This window comes from Aquimarina agarivorans (genome assembly GCF_000218485.1).
Taxonomy (GTDB): Bacteria; Bacteroidota; Bacteroidia; order Flavobacteriales; family Flavobacteriaceae; genus Aquimarina; species Aquimarina agarivorans.
Map to the genome: position 1 here is coordinate 22,059 of NZ_AFPB01000087.1, position 20,086 is coordinate 42,144.

Annotated in this window: 12 protein-coding genes; 3 read left to right on the forward strand and 9 right to left on the reverse strand. The window is 34.2% G+C overall.

Translation table 11 applies throughout. From position 1 onward, the window contains the following. Nucleotides 1-35: 35 nt before the first annotated feature. The 3 genes from GMC_RS0104420 to GMC_RS0104430 are packed head-to-tail and all read left to right on the forward strand — an operon-like array spanning nt 36 to nt 6,857. A complete protein-coding gene (locus GMC_RS0104420) occupies nt 36-3,371 on the forward strand; it encodes a transglutaminase family protein (RefSeq protein ID WP_010521002.1) in 3,336 nt (1,111 codons plus the stop codon). Nucleotides 3,372-3,381: 10 nt separating this feature from the next. Beyond that, complete coding sequence (locus GMC_RS0104425) at nt 3,382-5,940, forward strand: circularly permuted type 2 ATP-grasp protein (RefSeq protein WP_010521003.1); 2,559 nt, start codon at nt 3,382-3,384, stop codon at nt 5,938-5,940. A gap of 2 nt (nt 5,941-5,942) precedes the next feature. Next, on the forward strand, nt 5,943-6,857 hold the full coding sequence (locus GMC_RS0104430) for a transglutaminase family protein (protein WP_010521004.1): 915 nt from the start codon (nt 5,943-5,945) through the stop codon (nt 6,855-6,857). Between the two features lie 172 nt (nt 6,858-7,029). On the opposite strand, the gene GMC_RS0104440 is transcribed toward GMC_RS0104430, so the two are convergent. The 9 genes from GMC_RS0104440 to GMC_RS0104485 all read right to left on the reverse strand — a co-directional run bounded on the left by GMC_RS0104440 (nt 7,030) and on the right by GMC_RS0104485 (nt 19,836). Then, the gene (locus GMC_RS0104440; protein ID WP_010521005.1) at nt 7,030-7,977 is read right to left on the reverse strand and encodes an alpha-E domain-containing protein; all 948 of its coding nucleotides are present in this window, start codon (nt 7,975-7,977) and stop codon (nt 7,030-7,032) included. A 10-nt stretch (nt 7,978-7,987) separates the two neighbouring features. Next, the gene (locus GMC_RS0104445; RefSeq protein ID WP_010521006.1) at nt 7,988-9,448 is read right to left on the reverse strand and encodes a circularly permuted type 2 ATP-grasp protein; all 1,461 of its coding nucleotides are present in this window, start codon (nt 9,446-9,448) and stop codon (nt 7,988-7,990) included. A 371-nt stretch (nt 9,449-9,819) separates the two neighbouring features. Continuing rightward, complete coding sequence (locus GMC_RS19055) at nt 9,820-10,485, reverse strand: head GIN domain-containing protein (protein WP_138940563.1); 666 nt, start codon at nt 10,483-10,485, stop codon at nt 9,820-9,822. Nucleotides 10,486-10,586: 101 nt separating this feature from the next. Continuing rightward, on the reverse strand, nt 10,587-11,330 hold the full coding sequence (locus GMC_RS0104455) for a head GIN domain-containing protein (protein WP_010521008.1): 744 nt from the start codon (nt 11,328-11,330) through the stop codon (nt 10,587-10,589). 70 nt (nt 11,331-11,400) lie between these two features. Then, nucleotides 11,401-13,803 carry an ABC transporter permease gene (locus GMC_RS0104460; RefSeq protein WP_010521009.1) on the reverse strand — a complete coding sequence of 801 codons (2,403 nt, stop codon included), beginning with the start codon at nt 13,801-13,803 and terminating at the stop codon, nt 11,401-11,403. 1 nt (nt 13,804) lies between these two features. Beyond that, a complete protein-coding gene (locus tag GMC_RS0104465) occupies nt 13,805-16,210 on the reverse strand; it encodes an ABC transporter permease (protein WP_010521010.1) in 2,406 nt (801 codons plus the stop codon). A 39-nt stretch (nt 16,211-16,249) separates the two neighbouring features. Next, the gene (locus GMC_RS0104470) at nt 16,250-16,933 is read right to left on the reverse strand and encodes an ABC transporter ATP-binding protein (protein ID WP_010521011.1); all 684 of its coding nucleotides are present in this window, start codon (nt 16,931-16,933) and stop codon (nt 16,250-16,252) included. Nucleotides 16,934-17,241: 308 nt separating this feature from the next. After that, nucleotides 17,242-18,492, reverse strand: a complete 1,251-nt coding sequence (locus GMC_RS0104480; RefSeq protein WP_010521012.1) for an efflux RND transporter periplasmic adaptor subunit — start codon at nt 18,490-18,492, stop codon at nt 17,242-17,244. Further along, nucleotides 18,493-19,836, reverse strand: a complete 1,344-nt coding sequence (locus GMC_RS0104485; protein WP_010521013.1) for a TolC family protein — start codon at nt 19,834-19,836, stop codon at nt 18,493-18,495. Nucleotides 19,837-20,086 lie beyond the last annotated feature (250 nt).

The following is a 20,086-nucleotide window of genomic DNA, read 5'->3' on the forward strand; positions in this document are numbered from 1 at the left end:
GTTGAACTAAAAGCGTATTTACAAAATATAGTACTATGGCATTAAAAGTGGTAATTTCACACAAAACTGCTTACAAATATGATCGCAGTGTAAGTTTATCTCCTCATATTTTCAGGCTACGACCTGCTCCTCATAGTAGAACTCCCATAGAATCCTATTCTTTAAAAATAAAGCCAGAAAATCATTTTTTTAACTGGCAGCAAGATCCTTTTGGAAATTATCAGGCGCGCGTAGTTTTTCCTGAAAAAACAGATGAATTATCTATTGATGTTGAAATTGTAGCGGATCTAAAAACAATTAATCCCTTCGATTTTTTCGTAGATGAAAGTGCGGAAACATACCCTTTTAAATATGCCAATACAGTAAAAAAAGAACTGACTCCCTATTTGGAAATAGATGATTCAGGCGATTTACTGAAAGAGTTTTTAAAAACCATTGATTACACTCCCAGAAAAACAATATATTTTTTAATTGACTTAAATCGAAAAATATACGAGTTTTTAAAGTACAATATACGCCTACAGCCTGGTGTACAAACATCTGAAGAAACGTTGGCTAGCAAAACTGGATCTTGTAGGGATTACGCTTGGCTATTTGTACAAGTGTTAAGGCATTTGGGGTTTGGAGCGCGCTTTGTTTCAGGATATATCGTGCAACTTAAATCTGATGAACCTTCGTTAGATGGACCATCGGGCCCTGCTGAAGATTTTACGGATTTACACGCCTGGACCGAAGTGTATCTGCCTGGTGCTGGATGGATTGGATTGGATTCCACCTCCGGTCTTTTAGCTGGCGAAGGGCATATTCCGCTAGCTTGTACGCCACATTACAAAAGTGCTGCCGCTGTAACTGGAATGTCCGACCCTTGTGAAACTGAATTTGAATTCAGTAATTCAGTTACCCGGATTTTAGAGTCCCCAAGGGTAACCAAACCTTATACCGATGAGCAATGGAAAGCCATTGATCGATTAGGTAAAAAAGTAGAAAGGGATTTACAAAAAGGCGATGTCCGATTAACCATGGGTGGTGAACCTACCTTTGTTTCCATTGACGATATGGAATCGGCTCAGTGGAATACGGATGCGGACGGCCCTCATAAACGAAAATTAGCCAACGACTTAACTAAACGACTACTTGATAAAATCGGAAAAGGCGGTATGTTACATCACGCCCAAGGAAAATGGTACCCTGGCGAACCTTTACCTCGATGGGAAATTCAGTTGTATTGGCGTAAAGATGATAAAAAGATTTGGCATGATACCAAGTTATTATCTTCATTTGCACCCAATCCTATTGTACCGCAAGGCAGTGATTCTTTATTTTTAAATACGCTTTGTAATTACCTTAACGTATCCCAAAACTATATTTTACCTACTTATGAAGATGCCTTTTATATGCTTTGGGAAGAAGGTAATTTGCCTGTTGACATCGATATTTCAAAGGAAAATAGTGAAGAACTTATACGACAGCGTTTGGCCGAAATACTGGAGAGAGGTACACATAAAGCTGCCGGGTACGTGCTTCCTTTAAATAAAACAGGGTCAAAATGGTTTTCCAGCGAATGGCTTTTCCGAAGAAATCATATGTATTTAACTCCAGGAACCTCCCCTATTGGATTGAGACTTCCTTTAAATTCTTTGGCTACAAAACCTGAATACGGAATCTTTCCTGTTTATGAACCTGATCTGTTTAAAAAAAGAAAAGCCTTACCTAGCTTCAAACGCTTAGTAAATACTCGCTATAAAGATTTTTGCAGCAACGGTTTGGATACTAATAAACCAAAATACTTTGTGCGTACTGCAATTAGTGCCGAAATTAGAGAAGGCAAACTCTATTTATTTTTACCTCCATTAGATAGCGCCGACGCTTTTCTGGATTTAGTAGCATCAATTGAAGCAACGGCAAAACAATTAAATATTCCAGTAATTTTGGAAGGCTACAATCCTCCGCATGATAACAGAATCGAAAGTATGAAAATTACACCTGATCCAGGGGTAATTGAAGTTAACGTACATCCCATTGCTAATTGGGATGATTTGGTAAAAAATACTTTTACTTTATATGATGAAGCAAAAAAAGCGCGACTGGGTACTGAAAAATTTATGTTGGATGGCAAACATACAGGTACAAGTGGTGGAAATCATGTCACCCTTGGTGGAATTACGCCTGCGGATAGTCCACTTTTACGTAAACCTAGCTTACTGCGTAGTTTACTTACTTTTTGGCAACACCACCCAGGACTTTCCTATTTATTTTCAGGAGCTTTTGTTGGAGCCACCAGTCAAGCACCTCGTATTGACGAAGCCCGTATGGAAAATTTATACGAACTAGAAATTGCTTTTAGTCAAATTCCTAAGGACGGCGAAGTTCCATTTTGGCTTACTGATCGTTTATTTAGGCACTTGCTTACGGATTTAACTGGAAATACACACCGTGCAGAATTTTGTATTGATAAATTATATTCTCCAGACTCTTCCTCGGGTAGGTTAGGTATTTTAGAGCTTCGCGGTTTTGACATGCCACCGCACCCTAAAATGAGTTTGGTACAAATGCTATTAGTAAGGGCATTAGTAGCCTGGTTTTGGAAAAAACCTTATGAGCATGATTTAGTACGATGGGGCACGGAGCTACACGATAAATTTTTAATTGAGCACTACGTTAGGGAGGATATAAAAGATGTAGTCAAACAATTGAACAGGGCGGGTTACAAATTTCAGGAAGATTGGTTTGATCCTTTTTTTGAATTCCGATTCCCGTTGCACGGTATGCTTGAAATTAATACGATTCACCTGGAACTTAGGGCTGCTATAGAGCCTTGGAATGTGTTGGGCGAGGAAATGACTGGCGGCGGTACCTCACGCTACGTAGATTCGTCATTGGAACGCCTTCAAGTTAAAGTTTCTAATTTTACTACGGAACGCTATGTGCTTACATGTAATGGTGTAAAAGTACAACTACAACCTACTTCAGTAAAAGGACAATATGTTGCTGGTGTAAAATATAAAGCTTGGGATCCATATTCAGCATTGCATCCAACTATTGGTGTGGATACGCCTTTGGTTTTTGATATTGTGGATACTTGGAACAGAAAATCTATCGGCGGTTGCAAATATTTTGTTTCACACCCTGGCGGAAGGTCCTATGATACTTTTCCTGTAAATAGTTTTGAAGCAGAATCCAGAAGAATTAATCGTTTTTGGGATATCGGTGAAACACAAACTGAAGTAGATATTATTGAAGAAATTACCGCAAGTGATATTGCGGCACCTACCCGAACGGTTCAGGAACAAGGCAGTAAAAGAAAATTTAGATTTAAAACAATTCCTGTGGATTCTGAATTTCCAAATACCTTAGATTTGCGTAAGAAATAAATACCTTCAAATGAAAATTGATATTACCTCATTGACTGAAGATTACAAGGATGCCAAAACATATGATGAAATGTTTGCTCAAAATATGGAAATCAAAGATTCATGGAAAAAAATGTATGATCATCTTAAAATTTTGGGCTGCGAGGAATTGATTGCCAGGCAAAAAGAAATTGACTGGAACATTTCGGAAAATGGAATAACATACAATGTATACAACGATCCAAAAGGTTTAAACAGGCCTTGGAATTTAAATATTGTACCTTTCATTATGCCCAAAAGCGAATGGAATGAGGTACAAAGAGGCTTACAACAACGGGCTACCCTGCTTGATCTGGTAGCCAAAGATATCTACGGAAAAAGAGAATTACTTAAAAATGGAATACTCCCACATGAAGTAATTTTTGGACACCGCGGTTTTTTAAGGCAATGCAATAATATTGAATTGACCACCGAAAAATACTTATCCGTATATGCTGCAGACCTATCGCGCGGACCTGATGGTCGCATGTGGGTGGTTCATGATCGGGCTCAGGCACCTTCTGGCATGGGGTATTCATTAGAAAACAGAACTATTGCCAGCCGTGTACTTCCTACCATTTATAAAAAAATTGATGTTGCTCCACAACATCGGTTTTTTAACGAATTTGATCAATTATTAGTGAATTCGGCGCCTAATAAAATCCAAAATCCAACGATTGTTGTGTTAACCCCTGGTCCACATAATGAGACGTATTTTGAGCATGCGTACTTAGCCTCTCATTATGGATATCCTTTAGTACGAGGTAGTGATTTGGTAGTTAGGGATGGTAAACTTTGGCTTAAATCTTTAAAAGAATTAAAACAGGTAGATGTAGTATACCGAAGAGTAGATGACGTTTTTGTAGATCCTTTGGAATTAAGAGAAGACTCCTTTTTAGGCGTTGCGGGATTGTTAGATGTTGTGCGTCGTAAAAATGTAAGTATCGTAAATCCAATTGGCGTTGGCGTAATTGAAAACTCTGGCTTGATTCCCTTTATGCCTGCAATTGCCAAGTTTTTTTTAAATGAAAAACTAATTTTGCCACAAATTGCTACCTGGTGGTGCGGACAAAAAAAAGAATTAAAACATGTGATGACTAATATTTCTAAGTTAGTTATTAAACGTATTGATCGATCAAATAGAGAGAGTATCGTATTTGCCGAATTTTTAACTCCCGAAGCACTTCAGGAGCTTAAGGATAAAATCATCAAAAGACCTTATTTATATGTGGCACAGGAAAAAATTAAATTTTCAACCGTACCAAATTTTTCTAAAGGAAAACTAGAGCCACGGAATATGGTATGCCGTGCCTTCGCCATTGCAAAAAAAGATTCGTATTGCGTAATGTCAGGGGGCTTAATTAGAGTTTCTTCCGCAAAGGAAACCTTACGAGTAAGTAATCAACGTGGTGGCACCAGCAAGGATTTTTGTATTATCGATGAAAATGCTAAAAATTTAATTAACACCCGATATCAAAATAATTCAAATTCAATTGTTACTGGTTTAAATGATTTACCTAGCCTTACGGCAGAAAATTTATATTGGGCAGGGCGTTATATTGGCAGGGCATTAACCACTAGTCGACATTTGCGAATGGTGTTAAAACAAATGGCTAACAATGATACCTCCGCAGAAAGTCCCTATGATAATACCAAATTAAATATTTTACTACAATCCGTAACGCAGCTTACTAATACGTTTCCTGGTTTTGTGGGTACGGATGAAGCATCTCGTGTTTCCGATGTAAAAAAAGAGTTAATTGCGGTTGTTATTGACAAAAATAAACCTGGGAGTTTAGCCCATACCCTATCCATGTTTAGCAACTCCTATTACTCCATCAGAAATTTATGGTCTATGGATATGTGGCGTGTTTTTGACAGTATTCACAAACTTTGGAATCCCATTTTAGATGAACCATTGGAAAGCATTACCTTCAAAAAAATCATAAAAATATTAGATCAGTTAATCACCCGATTAATTGCATTTATGGGACTTATTGAAGAAAGTATACTGGTTGACCAAGGGCTGCTACTTTATTTCATTGGTTTAAATTTGGAAACAGTTATTTTAACTGTAACCAATTTTCAGAGCATGCTCACTGTCGCTACAGAAGAATATATCCAATACGATGTATTGGAATCCATACTACAAAGTCATGAAAGTTTGAATATTTATCGATACAGCTACCGTTCGTACATTAATATTGATAGCGTACTATCATTAATTTTATTGGATAATAATTACGCCCGTTCATTAACTTATTTGGTAAAGAGGTTGAAAAAAGATATTGATCGTTTGCCGCATTCAAAGGCAAAAGGAACGATGCAGCACTACGAAAAAACGGTATTTGAAGCTTATTCAAAATTAAAATTAGCCTCTGTAGCACATTTAACTGAAATTCCAGATAATGATAGTTATTTACGTACAAATTTAAAGCAATTACTTACTGATTTAAATACTTTATTTTTTGATACCTCAAAAGCCATTACGGATACGTATTTTAATCATGTTAATGATCAAAGTCAACTTAGTTCTCAAAAATTTAATTAATTATGGATTTCAGAATTAAACATATTACCGAGTACAGTTACAGTGAAGAAGTAGTGTTTTGTCATAATATTGCCACGCTAAAACCAAGAGTATCTCCTGGTCAAGAACTTTTGGAATACGCTATTGAAATTTCGCCTGAAACCACTGAGTTCTCAGAGCGGTTGGATTTTTTTGGAAATAATATTACTCGATTTTCAATCCAGCAAGCGCATAAAAAATTAGTGGTAACCTCAACATGCAAAATAGCACGTAATTACACTAAAATAAAAGAGCGATTTTACTCCAAACAATGTACTGAGGTCACTTTGGACAATGCGATAGCGCGTTTAAACGACTCTAAAGACCCTTCTAATTATGAACACAAACAGTTTATTTTAGATTCTATATTAATCCGAAATAGCAAACCGAATATTAAGGCATACGCAGTTGAGTCATTTACACCAAACCGCTCAGTTTTTGAAGCTGCAAATGAATTGATGCAACGGATCTATATTGATTTTAGCTTTGTATCAGGTGCCACCAATGTGGCTACGCCGTTGGATGTAGTTATGGAAGAAAAAAAAGGAGTATGCCAGGATTTTGCACAAATTGCTATCGCCTGTTTACGAAGTGTTGGTTTGCCAGGGCGATATATTAGCGGCTATATTGAAACACTACCCCCACCAGGGAAACCTAAATTAGTGGGAGCTGATGCATCACACGCATGGTTTGCAGTGTTTATTCCAGGATTTGGCTGGGTTGATTTTGATCCTACTAATAATAAAATCCCTGACAATCAACATATAGTTGTCGGCTGGGGACGTGATTATTATGATGTACCGCCGCTAAAAGGTGTAGTATACAGTTCAGGAAGCAGTACACTTAAAGTTTCAGTAGATATCCGAGCTTTGGAAAGCGAACCTGTTACTACAACTTGATTTTATTTTTAGGAAAACAAAATTAACTTTTCAAAACAGAATCGTAAAACGTACAAAGTATGTGTAAGCAGGATTTATTGTTGCTGCTGTTGAGCTTGTTGCTGTCTTATACTTTCGCTATTTTCCTCGGATACTTTTTGATGTTGTTGTAATGCTTCTTTCATAGTGCGTTTTATATGTAAAAAAATTCCTTCTCCATTTTTTTACTAATTTTAACCAAACTATTTAGAATTTTTTCAATAAAAGTCTGGAAATCAACTTCAATTTCTTCAATAAACTTGTATTGATATTCAGTATAAATTTTATTTACTAAAAACACCGTTGAGTCCTTTTCAGGCTTTTTTTCAATTGATAATACTTGAATGTGTGTTGAAATTTGAGCTAAACTGTTAATTACCGATCGTGGACATTTAGGGTTTAATATAAGAAAATCCAAAGTGTTAATGCTTTTAGGAGCCTTGTTATCATAACGTTTCATCATATCATAGGATTCCACACATCGTAACAGCGTACTCCACTCCACTGTAGAAGAGACTAGCGCGCCACCTTTTCGGTTTTCAATAAGTTGAATATCGTTATACTTGGCATTGATGATTCGGATCACCTGAGTAGCCCGTTCCATATTAACACCTAATTTAATAATGGAAAATACATCATCAAAAAGCAATGTGCTCCGGATTTTAGCTTTCAAAATTGCCGTAAATTCCATAACATTGGTAGTAAACTCATACAATCCCTTTTTTACTAAATAATCCGAAGAATAATTTAATACAAAATGATAAAACTTATTAATTGCTTCATACAATTCAGTTGAAATAAGATCACGAGCGCTATTTGCATTTTCCCTGGCAAGTTTGACACAGTTTATAATGGAATAGCTTTTATCAGTGTTTAAGCCAATATTGTACAATACATCGGTTTCTTTCAAATCTGGAAGGTCCTTATCCTCATCACCGACCATAAATAATAATGAACGTAAAACAAACTGCCTGGATTGTGATAATTCATTTGGTGCATCCAATGACGAAAAATAATTGACGCAAAGGTAACGCGCTACATGTTCGGAACGCTCAATATACCTCCCCATCCAAAATAAATTATTGGCTACTCTTGCTAACATAAAATACGTGTTATTTTTTTAATACCCAGGTATCTTTTGATCCTCCTCCTTGTGATGAGTTTACAATCAAATTCCCTTTTTTTAGTGCTACTCTTGTCAATCCACTTTTCAATACGTAACTAACATCCTTACCTAATAAAGTATACGTACGTAAATCTACATGCCTTGGCTCAAAAGACTTTTCATTTTCAATGTAGGTGGCATGAACGGATAATGACATGATCGGTTGAGCTATATATTTTCTTGGGTTTTCAGTAATTGACTTTTTTACTGCTTCAATTTCTTTTCCAGAAAGTTTATTTCCAATGGAAATTCCATAACCTCCAGCTTCATCAACGGGTTTAATTACTAAGTTTTGAATATTTTTTAAAACATATTCCAAATCATCAGGCCTACTGCAATGATACGTATGTACGTTTTTTAAAATAGGTGTTTCCTTCAAATAATACTCTATAATTTGTGGCATGTAGGTGTAAATGGCTTTGTCATCAGCTACACCTGTACCTGGGGCATTAACCAAACATACATTTCCTGCTTTATAGGCGGCGAAAAGTCCTGGTACACCTAATACCGAATCCGAATTAAAAACTTCAGGATCAATAAAAGCATCATCAATTCTACGGTAAATAATGTCAACGCGTTCAGGACCATTGATGGTTTTCATATACACAAAATCATTGTCTACAAACAAATCACGTCCTTCCACCAGCTCAACTCCCATTCCTTTTGCCAAATAAGAATGCTCATAATAAGCAGAATTAAAAACACCAGGCGTGAGTACCACACAAGTTGGTTTATCAACACCTTGAGGTTTTACAGTTTCTAAAATTTCGAGTAAATTTTGAGAATAATCAGTTACTGTGTGTATTTTGTATTTATCAAACACCCCAAATAAAGCTCTTTTTAATGCTGTCCTGTTACATATTACATAGCTTACGCCAGATGGACAACGAATATTATCTTCCAGCACATAATAATTACCGTCCGAATGCTTAATTAAATCAGTTCCTGAAATATGGTTATAAATTCCTCCTGGAGGATCAAAGCCTTTCATTTGCTCCAAATAATTTGCTGACGATTCTATGAGTTTTTTTGGAACAATACCATCGTTAATAATATTTTGGTCATGGTATAAATCTTTTAGAAATAAATTTAGTGCCTTACTTCGTTGCAACACTCCTTTTTCTATGTGATCCCATTCTTGATGATCAATTATCCTTGGAAATAGATCAAAAGGGAAAATTTTTTCCTTAGTTTCATTATTGCCATACACTTGAAAAGTGATGCCTTGGTTAAAAAAAGAAGTTTTTGCATACTCATTTAACGCTTCAAAATCGGCAACACTATGCTCTCCATATAAATCAAATAAAGTTTTATAAATTTCTTTTACATTGTTGTTATCGTCAAATACTTCATCTAACATTTTTTCATCAAAAGTATATGAAGAAAATATGGGGGATTTTGTGTACATACAGCGTTGGTTTTCATTGTCAATTTATTAATTTTAATTTCTTTTTTGCGTTATAAATAAGCAAAAAAAACGCTCTTATTTTGTCAAAAAAGAAATAAAAAAGGTATTTACTGTTAATTTAATTATAAATGCTTGTTTTTTTAAAAAAAATTAACTTTTTAAATGAATACTACACAAATGTCGACATTAAATACCCCATTAAAAATGATTCTTTTTCGCTTAACATTTCAACTCGAATTATGCATTAAAAATATATTCCAACCAGTATTAAAACATTTCATTACTAGCCTTTTGGACTAAAAAAAGCCAAGCACATAATTTAAATATGTACTTAGCTTAAATCACTAATCTTTGTTTAATTTATTTATGACTTAGTTGATGGATGAAATCGTAGTTTCGCCAAAATTAATACCTTTTTGTACTTTAGGATTGCCTTTGTAAAATATAGAGGCGGCACCAAAGGAACTAACTTTTAATGTTTCGGAAACATTAACATTTAGTTTAGCTTCACCATAAGCAGTAATTTTTGTCACCTTGCTTGTCATTTTTTCAGCATCAATTTCAGCTTCACCGTAAACGGTATATTTTTGATTTTGAACATGTCCTTTTTCAATTTTCAGCTGTGCTTCTCCATAAATTACCGCTTTAAAATCAGCTACGTCAATTTCCTTAAATAACAGTGTTGAGGCACCGTAGATGTGGGCATTTAATTCACTAGTATTAAATCCGTTGGTAAAGCTGAAGTTTTCTTCTCCCTTAAGGGATAAATCCTTAATACTTTTAAAAGTAACTGTAGCCTTAACTATGGTTCCTTTATAAATAGCTTTACGACCTTTATCCCAGTCTCTTTTTTCAGTTTTGGTAAAAATCTTAGCCCCTTCCAAATACATTTGTAATGTATTATTTTCAACTTTTACAGTAAGCTTTTCTTCAGCTACACTCATACTTTCAATAACTACGCTATTGGATTTGCCTTGCACAAAATCAACTTGAATATGCGGATGAATACTTGCCTTGCTAAAGGATTCGACTTTAATTTTTTTTGTTGTGCTACACTGCTATTATAACAAAAGATCGCTAAGACTAAAAAACCAATAAATTGGGCTGTTTTTAATTTGAATTGATAGTTTTTCATAGTTTAATTTTCAAATGAACTTACACTTCCTGATCCACTAGTCTTTGAATTTACATTTTTAGGGTTACCTGCATACATAATATCTCCTGATCCACTTACTTTTGTTGTTAAACGCTCCAGAGCAACAACTTTGGCATCACCCGAACCTGAAATAGTCACCTCGGTATTATCGGCTTTTAAATCTTTACTATTAAAATCGCCACTACCCGTAATACCTACTTCCAACTCTTGGGTGCTTCCTTTTAATTCTACATTTCCTGATCCTGTAATTTGACTTTTAACCGATGACGCTTCTACGGCTAATTTAATGTTCCCCGAACCCGTAACAGAGGCTTTTAATGAACTTGTTTTGATAATCGTATTGGCATCAATATCTCCTGATCCTGTTATAGATACGGCTGAAATATCCATAAATGGCACATAAATGTGAATCCCTTTTCTGGTTCGCAAGTTAATGTTGTCTTTAAATGCTAATATTAATTTATCACCCTCCACTTTAATTTTAAGATATTCATGCACATTATCATCAGTGGTTACCCGAATTTTACCCTCAGTTCCTTGTTCCAAATGAACATCCATACTGCCTTGTAATCGAATACTACTATAATCAGCTGTTGTTACTGTTTTGGTAGTAATATTTCCATTACCTACAACCTTTTTACTTCCCCACCACCATTGTGCTTGTAATTGGCTGCTGCAAAATAGTAGTATTAAAATCAGTTTTGTTTTGATAAAAATTGTTTTCATAATTTGTATTTTAATGGTTCAATTTATTAATACTATTGGTTAAACACCTATTATTTAACATGTTATTATTTTATTCAGTCTTTAAACTCTTTATGGGATTAGTACTTGCTGCTTTTATGGCATGATAGCTTACCGTAACAATGGCTAATAAAAAGGCAGCTCCTATTCCAAGGATAAAATACCCCTCAGTAATTGGTATTCTTAACTCAAAATAACTTAGCCAATGTTGTATAAGGATATAAGCCAACGGGATAGCAATAACGCTTGCTATTAAAACCAGCACTAAAAAGTCCTTTGATACTAATTTCCATATTTGAAAAACAGAAGCCCCTATGGATTTACGAATGCCTATTTCCTTGGTACGTTGTTCCGCTACAAATGAAGTTAAACCGAACAATCCCAGGCAGCTTATAAAAATAGCTAAGCTTGTAAATATTGCTACCAAACTAATCATTTGATCTTCCTCTTCAAATTTTTCAGCATAAAGGTCATTTACAAAATTATAATCAAAAGGAAAGTCTGGATCAAAATCTTTCCATATCTTTTTTATGTCAACCATATTGTTTGCTAATGAATTTTCAGGGTTAAGCTTTAGTTGGTAATATCCAACACCATCATCAGCCAATGTTTCTTTTATTGAAAAAAAAGTTTGTTTTACTGGGGAATATGGGTTACCCATAGCTATATCATCTACAACTCCTATAATTGTAAAGTTAGAATAATTAGTATCTTCACCATTTTTTACTACCTGACCAACTGGCGCTGTTAAACCCATATATTTTTGAGCCGCTTTATTTATAATGATAGCATTACTGTCCGATACGAAATCTCTTGAAAAATTTCTACCCTCGACAATATTCATTTTTAAAGTAGGTATGTAATCATAGGTAATATTTACCCAAGCAAAATCATCAACAAAATTATCAGGTTTGCCTTTCCATTCAAAAGATGATTGATTTGAATATATTGAATTTACAGGACTGGATGAAGCTGACACATTAGTTACTGTCTTTGACTGTAGTAATTGTTCGCGAATACTTTCGTACTTTCCAATAAATGGATCAAACCAGGCATAAATTTCAATTAAGGCATCCATATTATATCCCTTTGATTGGTTTTTCAAAAAATGCATTTGTTTACTGAGTATTACCGTAATGATGATAAGAGCAATTGATAATACGAATTGAAATATGACTAAAGATTTTCTGAACACTCCCGAATAGTTACTTTTAATAAAAGTTCCTTTAAGTACTTGTACTGGATTAAATTTTGACAGATATAAAGCTGGGTAGCTCCCTGATATTAATACAGTAATCCCAAATATGAGCGATGCAGCACCCCAATAGGTCAAATTACTCCAGGGAATATGAATCTGCTTATTAGATAGCTCATTGAAACCATTTAAAACCAATAAAACCATAAAAATTGCAATTATAAAAGCGAACAAAGTAAGTAGAAAGGACTCAGAATAAAATTGATACACAAGGTCGTATTTTTGTGCCCCCAAGGTTTTTTTGACTCCAACTTCCTTTGCACGTTTTTCAGATCTTGCAGTGGCAATATTCATGTAATTTATGCATGCCAATAACAATACGATAATACCAATACCTGCAAATAGATATACATATTCAATCCTGCCTCCTATTTGTTTTCCATTTTCAAAATTATCATACAAATTCCATTTAAACATAGGGTAAACATGTAATGTAGGGTTAATGCTTCCTAATTTAGAATGATTTTTTTTGACAAACCTTATTGCTTCATCTACTGAGTCAAAATTGGTATTATCAGCAACTTGCATAAATAATTGCCAGGAATTATTATCCCATTTATCTAAAGAATTTTTCACCCATTCAAACCGAGAAACGTAATAATCCCAGGTAGCAATCCATTCTAAATCATAAAATGAAGACTCAAACGGCAAATCCTGATACACCCCCGTTACCTTTAAATCTGCGTTATAATCAAACCTAATAGTTTTTCCAATTGGATTGACATCACCAAATAGTTTTTTTGCTAATGTTTCCGAAAGCATAATTGAGTGTATATCCTTTAAACCATTCAGTTCTCCTGAAATAATATTTAAACTCAACATTTTGGGGGCATCAGACTGCATGCTATTACCATCTGCCTTTATGCTTTGCTCACCAAATTTTAGGACACTTTCATCATTCCACGATGATAACACCAAATGCTTGAACAGTCCGTTGTACTTTTCACGTAATACCTTTTCTAAAGGCAAAGGAATTGCGGGACCAGTTTGTATTCCATCGCCAAAAGTTTGAGATTGATATATCTGAGCAATACTATCATAATTCTCAAAATTTTTGTTGTAATTTAATTCGTCATGCAACCAAAGGGCAATTAGTATAGTTACAGCCATGCCTAAGGCTAAACCTAGAATATTCATTATAGCATATCCTTTATTAATTGTAAGGTTACGCCAAGCAATTTTTAAATGAGTTACTATCATTTTATTCGGTTTTTAAACTGTTAATCGGATTTGCATTTGCTGCTTTTATAGCATGATAACTTACCGTTAGCATTGATAACAATACAGCCATGCCGATCCCTGTTAAAAAATACCAGTGCGTTACTGAAATTCTAATTTTAAAATTGCTTAACCAATGCTGAATTAATATATGAGCTAATGGAATTGCAATAAAACTAGCTACCAGAACAAGCACTAAAAAATCCTTTGATACTATTTGCCATATTTGAAAAACTGATGCTCCAATAGATTTTCGAATGCCTATTTCCTTGGTGCGTTGTTCCGCTACAAAGGAGGTTAAACCGAACAATCCTAAACAACTTATAAAAATTGCCAACAGAGTGAAAATGCCCACAAGACCGATCATGCGCTCATCTTCTTCAAACTTTTTAGCATAATCAGCATCTACAAAATTGTAGTCAAAAGGAACGTTGGGTGCTAATTTGTTCCATTCTTCAGCAATTATCGAAATATTTTTTTGTATGGCGTTTTCAGGATTTAAGCGTACTTGATAATAACCTACATCTTCATTTTCTAAAGAAAAAAATGTTTGTTTTGGTGGTATGTTTTGATCTCCCATAACAATATCCGCAACTACCCCCACAATTTCCATTGGAGGATCAGCTTCTTCTTCTTGATTGTAAGTATTTTTAACTATTTTACCGATAGGTTCTTTTAACCCCATATAATGCTGGGCAGTTTCATTAATAAGTATATACTTTGTGGAATCTGAATTTTTATTTTTAAAAAAATCAGTTCCTTTAATGAGCTTCATTTTTAAGGTGTTTGCGTAATCTTCCGTTACACTCACCCAAGCAAAATCATCCATAAAGCCTTCAGGTTTCCCTTCCCAATCAAAAAAAGAACGGTTTGATTGTATGTCCGTTACTGGACTTGAAGAAGCTGACACTGCTGTTGCCGCGCCAGACTTTAATAAAGCTTCTTTAACTATTTTATATTTTCCATAAAAAGGTTTTTGCCAACCGTTTAGTTCAATTAAATTATTCATGTCATAACCTTTAGTACCGTTTTTAACATACTCCATCTGTCTGTTGATGACTACAGTAACTATAACTAAGACTATGGATAATACAAATTGAAAAATCACTAGTATTTTACGCGACAGTCCCGAAAATTTACTATTGATAAATGTTCTCTTTAACACATTGACAGGTTTAAATTGCGACAAATAAATTGCTGGGTAGCTCCCTGAAACAAGCGCTGTAATAATTAAAATTACAACTGCTACTGTCCAAGCATTGACATTTAGCCAAGGCAATTCAATTAGTTTGTTAGAAAGTGAATTAAATCCATTAATACTTAACTGTAATAACAATAAAGCAATACAAAATGCCAAAAACACTACCACAAAAGACTCGCTATAAAATTGTTGTATTAAATGAAACCGAGCCGCACCGATTGTTTTTTTTACGCCTACTTCTTTAGCTCGTTTTTCTGAACGTGCAGTAGCCAAATTCATAAAATTTATACAAGCTAGTAACAGTACTATTATACCTATACTTCCAAATAAAATAACATATTCTATGCGTCCTCCAACTTGCTTCCCATTTTCAAAGTTATTCCTAAGCTTCCAGTCCTGCATTGGTACTACATGAAGTTCCGCATCAAGGTCGTAATTATTATTTGTAGCTTCTTTTTTTACCCATCGTATTGCATTTTCAACAGTTTGATACGAGGTATTATCAGCAATTTGTATAAAAAGCTGAAACGAATTATTGTCCCAAATTTTTTCAGATTTACGCACCCATTCTCTTTCTGAAAGCATCAGCTCCCAAGGAACTATAAAATTTGTATCATAAAAATAAGAATTGTAGGGTAAATCTTTATAAACCCCAGTAACCTTAAGATCATTTTGCAAATCAAACTTTACTGTTTGACCTATGGGATCAGCTGTACCAAAAAGCTTTTTTGCGGTACTCGCTGATAGTAAAATTGAATGAATATCCTTTAGCCCACCTCGGCTACCTGCCTCCATTTGTAAACTAAACATTTCAGGAGCATCAGGTTGCATGTAATACCCTAAAAAAGAAATACTTTTGTTATTGTAATTTAAAATTACGCTGTTAAGCCAAGAACTCATTACCAAATATTTAAAATGTGTGTTATAGTTGGTTCTTAATTCATTTTCAAGTGGCCTAGGAATAGATTTTCCAGTGTCTTTAGAGTTTGTGTTATTTTGTGATTGGTAAATTTGTGCAATACGAGGGTAATTTTCAAAATTTTTATTATGCTCAAGTTCATCGTATACCCATAATGCAATCAACATCGCAACGCATATGCCTATGGCTAAGCCTAAAATATTTATTAAGGCATATCCTTTATTAGCGGTAAGGTTACGCCAGGCAATTTTAAATTGAGTTAGTAACATTTTCGTTTTAATTAAATTTCAAGTAAAGTGTACCTAATCCTAAACAAACTGATTGCTAATTTCAGTAACAATTTGACCATCAAATAAATTGATTACTCGGTGTGCATAATTGGCATCTCGATCGGAATGTGTTACCATTACAATTGTAGTCCCTTCCTGATTTAATTCGGTCAATAAACTCATAACCTCAATACCGTTTTTAGAATCTAAATTCCCAGTAGGTTCATCCGCTAAAATTAATTTCGGATTGGTAATTACGGCTCTTGCTATAGCTACACGCTGTTGTTGTCCACCAGACAATTGGTTGGGGAAATGACTTTCTCTATGTGCAATTTTCATTCGCTCCAAAACAGCAGTAACTTTAGGTTTTCGTTCTTTTTTGGGAACTTTTAGATAAATAAGTGGTAATTCTACATTTTCAAATACGGTTAGCTCATCAATTAAATTAAAACTTTGAAACACAAAACCAATGTTTCCTTTTCTAATTTTTGTACGTTCGCTTTCTTTAGTTTTACCTACTTCTTGTTCATTAAATTGATAAAATCCTTTACTAGGACTGTCCAATAATCCAATAATATTTAATAGTGTAGACTTCCCACAACCGGATGGCCCCATGATCGCTACAAACTCCCCATTTTTAACGTGTAGGTCAATATTATTTAAGGCTAAGGTTTCTACCTCTTCCGTTCTGAAACTTTTAGTTACTTGTTTAATTTGTATCATTCTTGTATTTTTTTGTAGTAAAGGCAAAAGGCTGAAAATTGTTACTCATTTTGTCTAATTTTAATTGCATTCTCAACCTTATAGCCTTAGCTCTTTTATATTCTATTTTGTATTTAGAGGTAGAAGGCAGAAGGTTGAGGGTTAAAACTCATCTTATCTATCTTCTTTCTTCTATTTTTTGTTTTCTATTTTCTAACATCTAAACTTCTAATCCAAGGCAAAAGGTAGAAGGTTGAAGTTCATTTTATCTTTCTTCTTTCTTCTATTTTCTTTCTTCTATTTTCTCACATCTCAAATCTAATTTCAGCTCACTTAAAAACAATCCGTTCAACATTTTTATACGCATCATAGTTTGAAATAATTGTTTTTTGACCAGGTTTTAACCCTTCAAGTACCTCAAAATACTTTGAATTTTGTCTGCCTAATTTTATTTCTTTTTTAAAAGCTTCTGTTCCATCATCATTGAGGATAAAAATGTGTCGTCCTCCTGTGCTTTGGAAAAAACTACCTCTTGGGATCAGTAAGGCTTCATTTGAAGCACCGAGTTGTAAGTGCATCGTATAATTTTGACCTGCTCGCATTGTTTCAGGTGTATCACCCTCAAAAACCAAATCAATTTTAAAGCGACCGTTTCTAACTTCGGGATACACTTTTCGAACTCGCAGCGGGTAACTTTTATCTTTTCGATTAATTGAAGCGTTTAAGTCGCGACGCACACGTTCAATATAATGTTCATCAACTTCAGCTTCAATTTTAAAATTTGAAAGATCATTAATTTGACCTATACGTTGACCTTGTTGAATATTTTGACCAATTTCTGCATCTAAAAAACCTAATTGTCCATTAAAAGGAGCCTTTACATTCAAATAGTCCAAGCGCTCATATACCATACTTAATGTCTTTTTCATACGCTGCAAGTCGCCATCTAAGTCTTTTAAAGAGGTTCCTTTTAAAATACCATCCTTAGTTACTTGCTCCGAAATCAAATCAAATCTTTTTTTTGTGGCCTCAAAATCTTCTTGTGCTACTAAAAAAAGCTCTTTAGCAATCAATCCTTCATTAAATAAAGCTTGTTGCTGTTTAAAATTACGCTGCTTTTTTTGTAATTCATATTTAGCATCAATCAGTTCTTTCCTGCCACTAATCTCGCGACTATCGTATGCCAATTTGGTTGATCTTAGGTCATTTTGTTTTAATGCTAAACTATTTTCGCTAGCTAAAATTTGTTCGTATAAATTTCTATTCTCCAAGGTTAGAATAATATCTCCTTTTTTAACAAAAGCGCCTTCTTCAATATGCTTTTCTTTAACCCTACCTCCCTCATAGGCATCCATATAAATAGTTCGAATAGGTGCCACATGACCAGTAACAGTAATAAAATCATGAAACTTACCTTGAACAACCTCTCCTATAGACAACCGCTCTTTTTGAACCATGTGTACGTTTTTAAAATCAGTTGTAAGCAGTTTCCAGCATAAAAGAAGTAGTAACCCTACTCCTAATAAAATCAATACCTGCTTCGGTCTAATTCCTTTCTTTTTTTCGATTTTGATATCCATTTACTCTACTGCTAGTATTGAGTTAAACTTTCCAGAATACAGATTGATAATTTGTGCATTCATCGCTAACTGTTGCTTTGCTTGCCTGTAATCCACTTTTGCCTTAAATAGCTCGTTTTTTACTTGCAGTACATCCAATAATGCAATTAAACCATGTCCATATTTTTTTTCAGTTGTTGTGTAAGAAAGTGCTATTGCTTGTTGTCGTTTTTCACTCCATAATACAGTTTCTTTTAATGCCTTTTCCTGTTGTTTTAATTGCTTGGTGAGTTGAAATAACTCCTGTACTTTTTGTCTTCTATTTAAATCACCTTCTACCAATGCCAATCGCTGTTGTTTAATTCTTGATCGTATATTCCATTGATTAAAAATGGGGAGTTGGATAGTAGCACCAACGTATTGCGATGCATTATCTATCAATTGCCTTCTAAACCCTATTGTACGATTTGTTACTGGATCAATATTGGTTTTAAAAAATCCAGTTCCGAAGCCAGCAAATACATTTATTGTAGGAAATAGTTCGCTTTGTGTGGCATGCAACTGCTTTTTTAGTGCTTTTTGGGTAAAAGAGAATTGTTCAAGCTCTGGGAGAACTTCTTGTGCTTTCTCAAACAAATCTTTATTGTTTGCCTCGTTGTTTTTTGATGGCTTTTGTGTAGCAAAAGGAGTTACAATTAGTTTAAAATTTTCGGAATTAATATTCATTAATTGTTGCATCCTTAATTTTGCATTGGCAAAATTATTTTTAGCTTTTACTAGATTTAAATGTGCCTCCTGCAAATTGGCATTCACATCATATACATCTGCTTGCGACTGCTTACCTAATTTAAACTTTTTTTGAGTCACAACAGCCAGTTCTTTTACAATTTTTAATTCTTCTTCAGACACTGCTATCAAATTTTCGGTAAACGCTACTTGAAAAAAAGCCGGTAATAATTGTTCAATTACTTTAAAACGTTGTTGCTTCCCTTCTGCAGCTGCGGAAAACTTAGCCCACTTAGCTACACTAATTTGATAGTGCTTTAAAAAACCTTGAAATATTGTTAAAGAAGCATCAATGGAATAATTATTTGTAAAGAAATCGGTAGTTGAAATTGCATTGGTATTCGGGTCAACCGAACGTCCATATCGAATACTGTAATCCGAACCTGCATTAATTACAGGTAATAAATTCCGATAGCTTTGTTTTAGTTGCTCTTGTGCCAATTGCGTATTCACTTCCTTAACTTGTACTGATAGGTTGGCCGCTAAGGCTTGCTCAATACACTGGTTTAAGGTGTATGTTTTTTGGCTAAAAATTAAATTTGACATCATAATGACCACAAATACACTTGATTTAAACATTTACTTTTTTTTACAATTGACTAATTACTATTTGCGTGCCAAAAACCAGAACCCTTACCACTACTGGCTTTACGGAGTTTAATTAAATTTTTTGACCATTTTTATGTAAAAAAAATTAACAACAAGCTGTAAAATTACTTGACAAAAAAACAATGAAGCTATAGCTACGTTTGTGTGCTTTTTCGAGTCTAAACAGAAAAGTTTATTTTATGTAAGTAATTTATAATCAGAATTTGTTTTAAAAATAAGT

What these genes read in the sequence shown, in the direction of transcription:
- GMC_RS0104465 (WP_010521010.1), bottom strand. Translation starts at nt 16,210, where the DNA reads ATGTTACTAACTCAATTTAAAATTGCCTGGCGTAACCTTACCGCTAAT.
- GMC_RS0104420 (WP_010521002.1), top strand. Translation starts at nt 36, where the DNA reads ATGGCATTAAAAGTGGTAATTTCACACAAAACTGCTTACAAATATGAT.
- GMC_RS0104440 (WP_010521005.1), bottom strand. Translation starts at nt 7,977, where the DNA reads ATGTTAGCAAGAGTAGCCAATAATTTATTTTGGATGGGGAGGTATATT.
- GMC_RS0104480 (WP_010521012.1), bottom strand. Translation starts at nt 18,492, where the DNA reads ATGGATATCAAAATCGAAAAAAAGAAAGGAATTAGACCGAAGCAGGTA.
- GMC_RS0104485 (WP_010521013.1), bottom strand. Translation starts at nt 19,836, where the DNA reads ATGTTTAAATCAAGTGTATTTGTGGTCATTATGATGTCAAATTTAATT.
- GMC_RS0104425 (WP_010521003.1), top strand. Translation starts at nt 3,382, where the DNA reads ATGAAAATTGATATTACCTCATTGACTGAAGATTACAAGGATGCCAAA.
- GMC_RS0104430 (WP_010521004.1), top strand. Translation starts at nt 5,943, where the DNA reads ATGGATTTCAGAATTAAACATATTACCGAGTACAGTTACAGTGAAGAA.
- GMC_RS0104445 (WP_010521006.1), bottom strand. Translation starts at nt 9,448, where the DNA reads ATGTACACAAAATCCCCCATATTTTCTTCATATACTTTTGATGAAAAA.
- GMC_RS0104470 (WP_010521011.1), bottom strand. Translation starts at nt 16,933, where the DNA reads ATGATACAAATTAAACAAGTAACTAAAAGTTTCAGAACGGAAGAGGTA.
- GMC_RS0104455 (WP_010521008.1), bottom strand. Translation starts at nt 11,330, where the DNA reads ATGAAAACAATTTTTATCAAAACAAAACTGATTTTAATACTACTATTT.
- GMC_RS0104460 (WP_010521009.1), bottom strand. Translation starts at nt 13,803, where the DNA reads ATGATAGTAACTCATTTAAAAATTGCTTGGCGTAACCTTACAATTAAT.